This is a genomic window from Craurococcus roseus (assembly GCF_039523795.1).
GTDB lineage: Bacteria > Pseudomonadota > Alphaproteobacteria > Acetobacterales > Acetobacteraceae > Craurococcus > Craurococcus roseus.
Genome location: NZ_BAAAFZ010000010.1, coordinates 8304 through 20291, shown reverse-complemented (window position 1 = coordinate 20291; position 11988 = coordinate 8304). Strand labels below are relative to the sequence as shown.

The 11988-nt window shown below is 74.5% G+C and carries 15 protein-coding genes; 8 read left to right on the top strand and 7 right to left on the bottom strand.

Features of this window, described 5'->3' with window-relative positions:
• The 4 genes from ABD067_RS06030 to ABD067_RS26560 all read left to right on the top strand — a co-directional run.
• A partial coding sequence (locus ABD067_RS06030; protein ID WP_343894287.1) for a nucleotide-binding domain containing protein occupies positions 1-360 on the top strand: 360 nt, incomplete at its 5' end.
• A complete protein-coding gene (gene pdxA / locus ABD067_RS06025; protein WP_343894286.1) occupies positions 357-1388 on the top strand; it encodes a 4-hydroxythreonine-4-phosphate dehydrogenase PdxA in 1032 nt (343 codons plus the stop codon). The genes ABD067_RS06030 and pdxA, both read left to right, overlap by 4 nt.
• Positions 1389-1520: 132 nt before the next feature.
• Positions 1521-1931 (top strand): iron-containing alcohol dehydrogenase, encoded by a 411-nt coding sequence (locus tag ABD067_RS06020; protein WP_343894285.1) that lies wholly within the window; start codon positions 1521-1523, stop codon positions 1929-1931.
• A gap of 8 nt (positions 1932-1939) precedes the next feature.
• Entirely contained in the window at positions 1940-2089 is a 150-nt protein-coding gene (locus ABD067_RS26560) for an iron-containing alcohol dehydrogenase (RefSeq protein ID WP_343894284.1), read from the top strand.
• A gap of 357 nt (positions 2090-2446) precedes the next feature.
• Here the strand turns inward: ABD067_RS26560 and clpS are convergent, their stop codons facing one another.
• On the bottom strand, positions 2447-2752 hold the full coding sequence (clpS, locus tag ABD067_RS06010) for an ATP-dependent Clp protease adapter ClpS (RefSeq protein WP_343894283.1): 306 nt from the start codon (positions 2750-2752) through the stop codon (positions 2447-2449).
• A gap of 308 nt (positions 2753-3060) precedes the next feature.
• Between clpS and ABD067_RS06005 the strand changes: the two genes are divergently transcribed.
• The 3 genes from ABD067_RS06005 to ABD067_RS05995 all read left to right on the top strand — a co-directional run bounded on the left by ABD067_RS06005 (position 3061) and on the right by ABD067_RS05995 (position 7135).
• The gene (locus ABD067_RS06005) at positions 3061-4413 is read left to right on the top strand and encodes a hypothetical protein (protein ID WP_343894281.1); all 1353 of its coding nucleotides are present in this window, start codon (positions 3061-3063) and stop codon (positions 4411-4413) included.
• Positions 4414-4682: 269 nt separating this feature from the next.
• Entirely contained in the window at positions 4683-5558 is an 876-nt protein-coding gene (yghU, locus tag ABD067_RS06000) for a glutathione-dependent disulfide-bond oxidoreductase (RefSeq protein ID WP_343894280.1), read from the top strand.
• A 602-nt stretch (positions 5559-6160) separates the two neighbouring features.
• The gene (locus ABD067_RS05995; RefSeq protein WP_343894279.1) at positions 6161-7135 is read left to right on the top strand and encodes a radical SAM protein; all 975 of its coding nucleotides are present in this window, start codon (positions 6161-6163) and stop codon (positions 7133-7135) included.
• A 29-nt stretch (positions 7136-7164) separates the two neighbouring features.
• Here the strand turns inward: ABD067_RS05995 and ABD067_RS05990 are convergent, their stop codons facing one another.
• From ABD067_RS05990 to ABD067_RS05980, 3 genes are all read right to left on the bottom strand, one after another.
• A complete protein-coding gene (locus ABD067_RS05990) occupies positions 7165-7965 on the bottom strand; it encodes a class I SAM-dependent methyltransferase (protein ID WP_343894288.1) in 801 nt (266 codons plus the stop codon).
• Between the two features lie 24 nt (positions 7966-7989).
• Positions 7990-8421: a cupin domain-containing protein gene (locus tag ABD067_RS05985; protein ID WP_343894278.1), complete on the bottom strand. Its 432-nt coding sequence runs from the start codon at positions 8419-8421 to the stop codon at positions 7990-7992.
• Between the two features lie 177 nt (positions 8422-8598).
• Complete coding sequence (locus ABD067_RS05980; protein ID WP_343894277.1) at positions 8599-9681, bottom strand: AbrB family transcriptional regulator; 1083 nt, start codon at positions 9679-9681, stop codon at positions 8599-8601.
• An 85-nt stretch (positions 9682-9766) separates the two neighbouring features.
• Here ABD067_RS05980 and ABD067_RS05975 point away from each other — a divergent pair, with 85 nt between their 5' ends.
• Positions 9767-10159 carry an ASCH domain-containing protein gene (locus ABD067_RS05975; RefSeq protein WP_343894276.1) on the top strand — a complete coding sequence of 131 codons (393 nt, stop codon included), beginning with the start codon at positions 9767-9769 and terminating at the stop codon, positions 10157-10159.
• A 15-nt stretch (positions 10160-10174) separates the two neighbouring features.
• Here the strand turns inward: ABD067_RS05975 and ABD067_RS05970 are convergent, their stop codons facing one another.
• The 3 genes from ABD067_RS05970 to ABD067_RS05960 form a co-directional block, all read right to left on the bottom strand.
• Positions 10175-10927, bottom strand: coding sequence for a DUF1217 domain-containing protein (locus tag ABD067_RS05970; protein WP_343894275.1), 753 nt, complete (start codon positions 10925-10927; stop codon positions 10175-10177).
• Between the two features lies 1 nt (position 10928).
• Positions 10929-11372: a flagellar biosynthesis repressor FlbT gene (locus ABD067_RS05965; protein ID WP_343894274.1), complete on the bottom strand. Its 444-nt coding sequence runs from the start codon at positions 11370-11372 to the stop codon at positions 10929-10931.
• 72 nt (positions 11373-11444) lie between these two features.
• Positions 11445-11988, bottom strand: a 544-nt coding sequence (locus tag ABD067_RS05960) for a flagellin (protein WP_343894273.1), incomplete at its 5' end; no start/stop codon positions are given.

The following is an 11988-nucleotide window of genomic DNA, read 5'->3' as shown; positions in this document are numbered from 1 at the left end:
CGCTTGGCGGCGCGCGGCGTGGCGCTGGCCAGCCTGGGCCTGCCGCCGGGCCTCGACCGCGCGGCCGCCGCCGAACGCATCGCCGCGGAATTCGGCCGCCTCGTGCGCGCCCTGCCGCGGCCGGGCACGCTCATCGCCGCCGGAGGGGAGACGCTGAAGGCGCTCTGCCACGCGCTCGGCGCGCGCTGCCTGGAAGCGGTCGGCCAGGTCGCGCCCGGCGTGCCGCGCTCCGTCCTGCGCGGCGGCGCCTGGGACGGGCTCGACGTGGTGTCCAAATCCGGCGCGTTCGGCGCCGACGCGCTCTGGCGCGACCTCCTTTCCGACAACGGCGTGTCTTTCGGGAGCGACGAAGCATCATGAAGCCGCGGCACATTGCGATCACCATGGGCGACCCGGCCGGAATCGGCCCCGAGATCATCGTCAAGGCGTGCGAGGCGCTCGGTCCGCGCATAGCCGCCGGCGACCTGCGGCTGCTGGTGATCGGCAGCGGCCCGGCGCTGGAGCGAGCGCGCGCGGCGCTGGCGCCCGGCCTCTCCATCCCCGACGTGACCGACGCCGACACCGTCGGCGCGTGGCCGGGCCTTTGTTTCCTCCAAGCCGGGCCGGAGGGGGAGCCGATCCTGCCCGGGGTGCTCTCGGCCGACGGCGGGCGCTTCGCCTACCTCGCCGTGGAGCGCGGCGTGCGGCTGGCCGAGGCCGGCAAGGTCGGCGCCGTCGTCACCGCGCCCTTGAACAAGGAGGCGCTGAACAAGGCGGGGTACCGCTACGCCGGCCACACCGAGATGCTGGCGGCGCTGACCGGCGCGAAGGGTTCGGTGATGCTGCTGGCGCACGGCAACATGCGCGTCAGCCACGTCTCCACCCACGTCGCGCTGGAGGACGCGCCGAAGCGCCTCACGCCCGAGCGCCTGCGCCTGGTGCTGGACCTCACGCACGAGGCGCTGCTGCACCTCGGCGTCCCCGAGCCGCGCATCGCGGTGGCCGCGCTCAACCCGCACGCCGGGGAAGGGGGCCTGTTCGGCCGGCAGGACCAGGAGGTGTCGGCGCCCACCATCGCCCGCGCCGTGGCCGACGGGCTGGACGTGGCGGGTCCGGTGCCGGGCGACACGGTCTTTGTGAAGCTGCGCGCCGGCCGGTACGACGCGGTGGTGGCGATGTACCACGACCAGGGGCACATCCCGGTGAAGCTGCTGGGCTTCGAGGTGGACCCGGCCACCGGCGGGTGGCGCGACCTGTCGGGCGTCAACATCACCCTCGGCCTGCCGATCGTCCGCACCTCGGTGGACCACGGCACCGCCTTCGACATCGCCGGCAAGGGCATCGCCAGCGAGCGCAGCCTCGTCGAGGCCATCGAGTACGCAGAGCGCTTGGCCGCCGCCCGCGCCTGACGGAGGAGCACCGCGCCATGCCCGACCTTTCCGGTTCGATCGAATTGCTCCGCCCGCCCTCCATCGAGTTCGGCTCGGGCGCCGTGTCCGCCGTCGGCCGCTGGGCGGCGGCGAAAGGGTCGCGGCGCGCTGGTGGTTTCAGACGCTTTCAACGCCGGCCGCGTCGACGTGCTGGGCCTCCCCGGCGAGGTGGCGGCCTTCGGCGAGGTGAAGCCGGAGCCGGACGTGCCGAACCTGGAGAAGGCCCTGGCCTTGGCCGAGAGGACGAAACCCGACCTGGCCGTCGGCTTCGGCGGCGGCAGCGCCATGTACTTTGCCAAGCTCGTCGCGGTGCTGCCCGGCCGCGGCCAGACGACCGCGGACGTGGCCGGGCCGGAGAAGGTGAACGGGCGAGTTGTCGCGCTGGCGCAAGCGGCCACCACCTCCGGCACCGGCAGCGAGGCCGGCACGCGGGCGTCGGTGACGGACCCCGCCGCGCGGAACAAGCTGGCGGTGCAGAGCCGGCACATGCTGGCGGACCTGGCGGCGGTGGACCCGACCTGACGATCACGGTGCCGCCCGCCGTCACCGCCGCCACCGGCGTGGACGCGCTGGCCCACTGCGCCGAGGCCTTCACCAGCCCGCAAGGCGCACCCGGCGAGCGACTTCTACGTGCCGGTGTCGCCGCCTCCTTCACGCGCCGCAACGCGGTGTTCGAGTAGAAGCAGCCGAGCGGGACGGACGGCAGCTCGTTTGTCGCCGCGTTGAGGTTGGGGCCAAGCCGGCGGAACAGGTCGGCCGTGACCTTCGCCATCGGCTCGAGGTCGTCGGTCGGGCCGACCAGTCGGACGGGCTGGTCGGTGTAGCCCGCCTCCCTCCCCCAGCAGCCGCTTGGTCCGCTCGACGCCGCGCGGCTCCTTCAGCGGCGCGAGCCCGCTGTCGCTGGCGAAGGGGAGGCAGGCGCGAAGAACCCCACGTCGACCACGTGCTCCCCCGGATCGGTGCCGGCGATCGCGGCCATGCTGTCGGTAAAGCCGCCGGCCCGGCCGCCGGGGCCTCGGCGCACCGGCCGCGGCGCCCTACTCCTCCGGCTCCGTGGTGAACAGCAGCGGGTAGCCCTGCCTGCGCGCGGCCTCGGTCGCGCGCGTCGCCTTCGCCTCCGCCACGTCCCTCGTGAACACGGCGACGACGCACGCCCCGCGCCTGTGCGCCGTCATCATCACCCGCCGGGCCTGCTCTTCGCACAGGCGGAACCCCGCCTTCAGCACGGTGACGACGAAGTCGCGCGGCGTGTAGTCGTCGTTGACCAGAACGACCTTGTGCAGGCGCGGTCGCTCGGGCTCGGTCCAGAGCTTGGCACGGGCCGTGGTCGCGGTGTCGCTCATCGGGGGTGCTGCCGGTCGAGGGTGCGCGTAGGCTCCCACCGTAGGCCCGCAGGGGTGGTGCCGCCACGCGCTCCGCCTCGGCGCGGCAGGCGCGACCGTGATCGGCCCGAACGCCGCATCCCGAGACAGCGCCGCGCCCCCTTCGCGTCCGAGCCCGGCCAGGAGCGTGCTGGCCAGCGCCTGCCGCCGGCCAGGGTCCGCCGGAACCAACCCGACGGCCGCGGGACCGGTGTTGCGCGCCCGAGGGGCCGCGCCGCGTTGAGCGGGGCGCGGCCCGGCGCCATAACCGGGCACGGGAGGACGCGGGCATGCAGGGGATGGACGACGCGGATGACCCGGTCGAGGCCGCCGCGGAACTCGCCCGCGAGGTCGCGCCCGACCTCGATGGCATCGTCGTCACGATCTACCCCGACGCTGACACCCTGGACACGATCCGCCCCGGCGACGCCGACGTGGAAACGGCGAACGGGATCGCCAGGGCCGTCGGCAGGGCGATGTCGGAAGGGGGCGTGGAGGTGTTCGTACAGCGCGCCGACCGTGGCGCGTTCCGGCGCTGGCTCGCCGGGCGCGAGGACAGTTCTGAAGCGCGCCGGACCTGGGTGGACCGCGGCCGCCTGCTCCGGGGCGCCGACGCGCTGCGCGCGCTCGGCCTGGCGGCCCCGCCCCCGGAGCCGCCGCCGCCGCGCTTCCCGCCCGCCCCCGGACCGACCGCCGACCGGCTGCTCGCCGCCCACGAGGACCCGGAGGGCGGCGGGTTCGACGCGCTAGCGGAGGCGCTGATCGGGGCGGGCCGGAGCGATGTGCTCGACCTCGCGGTCAGGAAGGTCCGCGCGCGGCAAAGCGATGAGAACGCGGCCGAGCTGTGGGCCGACATGCTCGCGGCCGCCGGGGGCGCGGCCGTCGGCCCGTCCGGCTGGGCCGAGCTGGTTGCGCTGCCGGTCGCGCTGCCGCCCGGCGCCGTCCCGGACGCCGTGGCGCTGGCGGACGGGCTGATCGCGTCCGGCGGCCTCGCCCCGGAGGAGGAACTGCGCTTCTTGCCGGGCTGGAGGTCGCCCGACGCCGTCGCGGAGCTGTCGCCCGTGGCCGTGCGCCGCGTCCTGCTCGACCTCGCGGCCGACCGGGAACCGCGGGACCTGCCGCCGGGCGACACCGACGAGCTCGCGCGCCGCGGCTTCGGGGTGCTGGTCGGCCTCCGGGTGGACTGGGCCATCCCGGTCTGGGACGTCATCGAAGCCGGGGGCGGCCTCCCGGAAGAGGCGCCCGGGGAGGACGAGACGCCGGAAGCGCGCGGCCGGGCCCTGGCCCTTGATCGCTGGCGCGGCCGGTTCGCCGCGGAGCACGGCGGTTGCGTGCCGCTGGACCTGGTGCCGCCGTCCGAGGTGGGCGGCGCGATCGCCGACTTCCTGGACGAGGCGGGCGGTCACCTGGAGGGGATCGGCGAGATCCGGGCGTTCGTCGAGGCCGCCCGGCGCGAGGCCGGGGAGGTGGTGTGCCGCCCCGAGATCATCGGGGAAGCCCTGGAGCTCACCGCCTACACGGTCGAGGGGCGATTCCTGGACAGCCTGACCCTGCCCCCGGACCGGCTGCCCGCGAGCGCCGAAGCCACGCTGGGGCTCATCGGCGTCTTTGTTCGGCTCGTCCGGGACGCGCCGGGCCGCTGAGCCGGTTCACCCCCGTGCCGGGCGCGGCGGCCCCCAACGCGTCGCAGCGAAAGCCGTCGGGGTCGACCTCGGCTGTGGACGCCCGCTGGCGTCCCCCGGGCCTCTCGCCGAAGCGGGACCGCAGGGGCGCTGGACCTCGTTCCTCCCCGGCCGCCGACCGCGGCGGCCGGCTTCGGTGCGGCGCCCACGTCCCCCCGTCGCGCCATCCGGCCCCGCCCTGTAGGCTCGGCCGACCGCGCATGCGCGTCGATCACCGGGAGCGTCGAGCATTGGGCAACGCATCAGAGTACACTCCGCCGAAGGTCTGGACCTGGAACCAGGCCAACGGCGGCCGGTTCGCGAACATCAACCGCCCGGTCGCGGGCCCGACGCACGACAAGGACCTGCCGGTCGGCCGCCATCCCCTCCAGCTCTATTCGCTGGGAACGCCGAACGGCGTGAAGGTGACGATCATGCTCGAGGAGCTATTGGCCCTCGGGCACCGCGGGGCGGAGTACGACGCCTGGCTGATCCGCATCGGCGAGGGCGACCAGTTCGGCAGCGGCTTCGTCGCGGTGAACCCCAACTCCAAGATCCCGGCCCTGGTGGACCGGAGCGGCCCGGCGCCGGTCCGAGTCTTCGAGTCCGGCGCAATCCTGGTGCACCTGGCCGAGAAGTTCGGGGCCTTCCTGCCGACCGAGGCCGCGGCCCGCGCCGAGTGCCTGTCCTGGCTGTTCTGGCAGATGGGCGCCGCGCCCTACCTGGGCGGGGGGTTCGGCCACTTCTACGCCTACGCGCCGACCAAGATGGAGTACCCGATCGACCGCTTCGCAATGGAGGTGAAGCGCCAGCTCGACGTGCTCGACCGCCGCCTGGCCGAGACCGAGTACGTGGCCGGCGGCGATTACACGATCGCCGACATGGCCATATGGCCCTGGTACGGCGGTTTGGCGAAAGGCTGGCTGTACGACGCGGCCGAGTTCCTCCAGGTGGATGACTACAGGAACGTGCAGCGCTGGGCTGACGCGGTCGGCGCACGGCCGGCGGTCCGGCGGGGGCGGATGGTCAACCGCGTCAGCGGCGAACCGTCGAGCCAACTGCACGAGCGCCACGACGCCCAAGACTTCGAAACCAGGACCCAGGACAAACTGGCGGCCGACGGCTAGGACCCCTTCGCGGAGGGCCGAGCCGAGGCCGCCCCGGGCCCAAGCCTTATGGAAACGGGCTGACCTGATGCGCCGCCGGCCTGCCGCTTCGGGGCGGGCCGTGATGGAGCGCTTCGTCGTGGGCAAGGACCGGCGGCAGGCGGCGTCGCTCCCGGGGTGCTGTGCGACCGTGTCGCCGATGACGATCGGGTCTGCGTCGTCGAAGCGTTCATCGACGGGTCGGACCTCGGGGCGTCGGGCTCCGAGGGGGCCGGCCGGCCCGCCTACCGCCCGGCGATCCTGCTCAAGATCCACCCCCTGCGGCCACCTGGACCGCGTCGCGTCGGGCCGGCGGCTGGAGCACGCGAGGCGCAACCCCGGCTACCGGAAGACGGCCGGCCGTTCCACCGGCGCTGCGCGGCCTCCGATATTCCGGCACCTACGGCATCCCATCCAGCGGAGATGCGTAACGCGGCCCCTGGACACGGCGCGGCGCGGAACATAAGATGAACATCAACGAATCGTCTCGCGCCCGCGAAGGCGGCGACCTGCGATCCAGCACCGTCGCCGCTCCATTGGTTGTGCGCCCGCTTCCCAGGCGGCGCGGATAAAGGAGGTTGACGATGCCCTTGGACGGCTCCTGGCCCGATCCGCACGGGCCGTACCCCGACCTGGATTCGCCGCTGGGCGTGCATGCGCAGTCGACACATGCGCTGAACACGAACATGGGCTGCGTCCACGGCCGCGCCTGGCCCGCCCACGTCCACCTCGGCCATTCCCCGGGCCTCGACTTGGAGGCGCTCCTCCACCTCAAGCCCGACTTGCCCGCCCTCCTCGAACGGGAGTTGCGCCGCCCCGGCTACGCCCCCCGCCCGGTGGCGCTCGGCGCCGACACCGACCCGTACCAGCCCGTCGAGCGCACCCTGCGCCTCACCCGCTCTGTGCTGGAGGTGCTGGAGCGCTTCGGCCACCCGGTGACGATCGTGACCAAGTCCGCCGGCGTGCTGCGCGACCTAAACATCCTGAAGCGGTTGTCCGAACGCAACCTGGTCCACGTCTGCCTGTCCGTCGCCACGCTGGACCCAACTCTCGCCCGCCGGATGGAGCCGCGCGCCGCCGCGCCCATGCGCCGCATCGCCGCCATAGCCGAACTGGCCCGCGCCGGCATCCCCGCCGGGGTGCTGGCCGCGCCCGTGGTCCCCGGCATCAACGACGCCGAACTGGAGCGCATCCTCGCCACCGCCGCGCAAGCGGGCGCGACCCGCGCCGGCTACGTGCTGCTGCGCCTGCCGCCGGAAACCGCTGGCATGTTCGAGGCGTGGCTCCGCACCCATTTCCCGGACCGCGCCGCGCGCGTGCTCGCCCTGGTGCGGGAGACACGCACTGGGGTGCGCCACCAATCCCGCTCCGGGGACCGCCAAACCGGCACCGGCCCCCACGCCGACATGCTGGCGCAGCGCTTCCGCATGGCGGTGGCGCGGCTCAAGCTGCACGGCACCGACGCCGCCGCACAGCCCCTAGACCGCCACCGGTTCGCGGCGCCGGGCGCGCCGGCCCAGCGGCGGCGCGAGCCGGAGATGCAACTTGCGCTGCTGTAGCCGGCTGGGTCCGGGGAAGCCCGCCACCCTCAGCCCCTGCGCCCGCGCACGGCCCAGGCCCGCGCGGTGAGGTGGATGCCGCCGTCCGGCCGCACGGGCAAGGACGCGCGCAGCCGTTCGCGCAACGCCGCGCGGGCCTCCTCCCCGAGCGACATGCAATAGCCCGGCGCCGGCGCCTGCCCGCTGAGGAAGGGGGTCCAGTACTCGTCGAAGTCGCGGAAGGCCGTTGGCACGTCGATGGCCCGCGTGTCCACGCCGTCGAGGCCCGCTCCCTCGAACAGCCCGCGCAGCGGCCCCGGCCGGCAGACCGGGAAGCGCGCGCCCTCGTCCAGCGCGCGGGCGTTCGGGTCCAAGGCGACGGCCGCGTCCCAGAAGCGGCGCATCAGCTCCATTCCCCCGGCGTAATCCCAGACGTAGAGCGCCACCTCGCCGCCCGGCCGGGCGACCCTCGCCATCTCCGCCACCGCGCGCGGCTGGTCGGGCACGAAGTTGAGCACCAAGCCGGACACGACGCGGTCGAACCCGCCCGCGGCGAACGGCAGGTCCCGGGCGTCGGCCCGCAGCAACTCGGCGCCCGCGCCGCCCAATCGCCGGCGGGCGAAGTCGATGAAACCGGCCGACGGATCGACCGCGGCGAGGCGCTTGGGCGCGCAGCGTTCGGCGACCGCCTCGGCCAGCGCGCCGGTGCCGCACCCCGCGTCGAGCCAGTCGAGCCCGGCCGGGGCGTCCAGCCACGTGAGGAACTCGCGCGCCACCAACCGGCTCCACCGCCCCACATAGGGTTCGTAAACGTCGCCGCTCCACCAGCGGTCTTCCGCGTCCCCGGCCATGATGGCCACGGCGCCGACCCCGGCTCAGGCCCCGCCGCCGCGGTCCTGCGAGAAGAACCTCCGCCCATCGGCGAAGACGTTCGGCTTCAGGAACACGCCCAGGATCGTCGCGCCTTCCGGCCCCGCCCAGGCGACGTGGGTGTTGCCGGCCGGCCGCCACACGAACTGCCCCGGCCCGCACTCGCCTTCCTCGTCCAGGAAGCGCCCCTCGATCACCCAGGTCTGCTCCACCGCCGTGTGCTCGTGCAGCCGCACCCCGGCGCCGGGCTCCAGCCGCATCAGCTTGGTGCACATGCCGCTGGCCGGGTCGTTGAGGAGCATCTTCATCCGGATGCCCGGGAACTTGGTTGTCTCCCAAGGCATGTTCGGCGCGTCGAGGAACACGGACGGCGGCGAAGGCTCGTCCGCCGTCGACCGGCGGCGCATGAAGGGCTTGCTCGGGCCGTCGTCGGGCATGGCGCGCGCACTCCTCCGCGGAACAGGGCGACGGGCAGTGTAGGGCCCGGCCCGGCCCGGGCGGCAAGGCCCGGTGGGGAAGGGAGACAATAAGGAAGCAAGGCGAGCCGCAGCGGAACAGGCGACGGCCGCGCCCGCGGCGCGAAGCACCGCCGCCGAAGCCCTCCCCGGAGCCCTTCAGCGCGGCGCCCCGGGGCGCAGCACGAGGCGGTGCAGCGGCCCGACCAGCAGGTTGCACAGCACCGTCCGCAGCAGGTGGAACGCCAGCACCAGCGGCACCGCGAGCTCCAGCGCCTGGGCGGTGAGCGACATCTCCAGCATACCGCCCGGCGCGAGGCCGAGGATCATCGCCGCCATCGGCAGCCCGGACAGCAACGCCACCGGCACCGCGAGCGCCGTCAGCAGCACGGACAGCGCCGCGGCCGAAAGCGCGGACACCACCGCCAAGCGGCGCGAGGCCAGCAGGAAGCTCCGCGTCAGCCGCGTGCCGAGCGAGGCGCCCATCGCCACCTGCGCCGCGTCCACCAGCGGCACCGGCACGCCGGACGGCAGGTTCCCGCCGGCGCCCAGCGCGACCGCCACGGCGCAAGGCCCGAGCATCCAGGGGTTGGCGAGGCCGAGGCGGCGCAACGGCCAGGCCGCCAGCAACCCGGCCGCCGCCATCGCCAGGAGCCCCGGCCAGGAGAAGGCCTCCCGCGCCGCGCTGAAGGCGCCGCCGTACTCGCCGTGCGGGGCGAGCCAGCCCATCAATGGCGGGAAGGCCAGCACCACCACCAGCACGCGCAAGGTCTGCGCCAGGGTCACGGTGGCGACGGACGCCTTCGCCTCTTGCGCCAGCATCGCCATCACCACGATGCCGCCGGGGATGGCGCAGAAGAACGCGGTGCGCTTGTCCGTGCCCGCGAACCGCGTGAAGAGCGGCACCACGGCGAGCCCCGCCGCCATGGACAGCAGCCCGCCCGCCAGCAGCACCGGCAAGGCGCCCGTCACCGCCGCCAGCACCGGCCCGGAGAAGGTGGCCCCGAGGGCCAAGCCGAGGAACACCAGCCCGGCCGGCCGCGCCCAGGCCGGCATCGCCACCGGCCGGTGCCACGCCAGCAGCGCAGTGGCGAGCATGGCGCCGATCATCCAGGCGAGCGGCACCCGCAGCAGGTGCAGCACGGCGCCCCCGAGCGCGGCGACCACGGCGGTGCGGAGGTGGGTGCGGAGGAGGGATTCGGCAGGAGACGGTTGCGGGGCGGGGGACAAGTCGCCGACCATCGCGCCCGGCCGCCGGAGCGTCAAACCAGGAGGACCCGGACCGGCGGCAGGTCGCGGACGGGTCCCCTGCGCGAAGGGGCCGGCGATGGACTGGCAGAGTCTGGAAACCTTCTCTTTCGGCGACAACCCGGCCTTGGCCGACGAACTCGCGGCGCTCGTGCTCGCCGGCAAGAAGACCGCCACCTGCTGGGCGGTGGACGACGGCCTGCTGACGGCGGTCGGCAAACTGATGGTGGTGCTGAGCGGGTCGGGGCGGCCGCTCGCGGTGGTGGAAACCGTGGAGTTGGAGCAGCGCCGCTTCCACGAGGTGGACGCGGCCTTCGCCCACGACGAGGGCGAGGGGGACCGGAGCCTCGCCTATTGGCGGGACGCGCACCGGGCGTACTTCACCCGCCTGGGCCGGTTCGCGGAGGACATGCCGCTCTTTTGCGAACGCTTCCGCGTCGTCGAACGCATCCCCGCACCGGAAGGGGGATGACCGCCGGGGGAGCGCTCAGGCCAGCAACCCGCCCGCGGGGACCAGGCTCAACAACGGCGACGAAGCGCCGGCGGCGGTTCCGCCGCTGCCCGCCGCGGCCACCACGTAGCGCTCCGCCAGCTTCGCCACCTCGCGCGGGTCCTGGAGCTTGGCGAGATCGAGCCGGGCGGTGATGGCGCGCGCCTGGGTCTCGACCGGCTGGACCACGATCGCCTGCGGCAAGCCGAGCGCCGTCGTGACCACGCGCCGCAGCACCGGGTCGCCCAGCACCGCGTAGGCGTTCGTCGCGGCGGAAGCGCGGTCGCGGAACAGCAGCGCGTCGCCGACGCCGGGCTGCCCGGCGTCCAGTTCGTTCTTCCACGCCATGCGGCGGAGGCCGTCCGCCAGCGAGGCTTGCACCTTCGGGTCGCGCAGCGCGGCGACGCCGCGCTCGCGGAGGTTCAGCGTGGCCGCCGCCGCCTTCCAGCGGCTGTCCGACAGCCGCGAAAGCAAGCCATCGGCTTGCTTGGGGTCGGCGGTCAGCGCCCGCAGCGCGAGGCCCGGTTGCCCGACCGCGTCCGGCAGGCCGAGCGCCGGCAGCAGCACGTTGAGGATCTTCGGGTCGCGCAGCGCCGCCTTCACGTCGGTCGCCTTGGCCGCCGCCTTGGCGAAGGCGTCCATCTCGCGGACGAGCTGCGGGTCCTTGGCGAACCGCGCCAGGGCCTTGCTTTCCGCGTCCGGGGCGAGCGCCCGGCGCAGCGCGGGGATGGCGCTCGCCGCGTCGGCCACGTCAGGCGGGTTCCGGGACCGCCGCGGAGGCGGCGCGCGGCGGCGCGAAGGGCGGCAAGCCCATCACTTCCTGCTCGTGCACCACGACGCGGCGGGCGAGCCGCAGCGCCTGGTAGCACTCGTCGGCGTCGGCCAGGACCAGCGCGCGGCCCAGCATCTCGCGCGCGAGGGTCGAGGTCGTGGCCCCTTGGAAGTCGGCGATCAGGCGGCGCGCGGCGTCGAGGCCGGAGGCGCGCTCCTCCTCCGTGCCGACGTAAGCGGTCTGCAAGGCGAAGTAGATGCGCCGCGCCGGCGTGTTCGCGGCCTCCGGCGGCATGATCTGCTTGCCGAACAGGAACCGCGCCCGCGCCGCCAGCTCGATGCGGGCGCGGTTGCGGAAGCGGATGGGCGCCCCGTTGACGACCATCATGTCGCCCTGGCGCAATTCGAGTACGAGCGTTGACATGCTGCCTTCCTTTTTCCGCCCTTCGGCCGGTCCGGCGAGTGTCGCCGCCGCCGCTTAATGCCGGCTGAACGCTCAGCGCAGGAACCGCGCGAGGGAAAGGTCGCCCAAGCGGCCGATGGCGGCGTAGCTCGCCTGGAGCGTGGTCTCCGTCGCCTTCAGGCGCGTCAGCACCTCCGCCAGGTCCACCTCCTCCACCCCCGCGATCTGCGCGGCCAGGGCCGTGTTCGCGTCCGCGTGGCGCCGTTGCACGCCCTCCAGCCTCGCTTCCGTGAGGCCGAGCGCCCCGGCTTCGTCGGCCAGGGCGCCTGTGGCGCTGCGGAAGCCCTCGCGCACCACGGCGACGAAGGCCCTGAACTCGGAAGGCGACGCGGCGGCCTGCGCGGGCGTCATCGCGGCGATGCTGGCCAAGCCGCGCAACAGGTCGCGCGCCCAGGAGCCGGTGGTTTCGCCGCCCGACGCCGCGGCGGCGTTGCGGTTGGCCTGCACCCCGTAGGGCACCAGGGCGCCGTCCTCCGCCGGCACGCCCCGGCGCGGCTCGGTCCGTCCGGGGCCGGAGGACAGAAAGGCCGAGAAGGGCGTGGTGCCGGCGGCGTCGCTCGCCGCGGCGGCGCAGGCG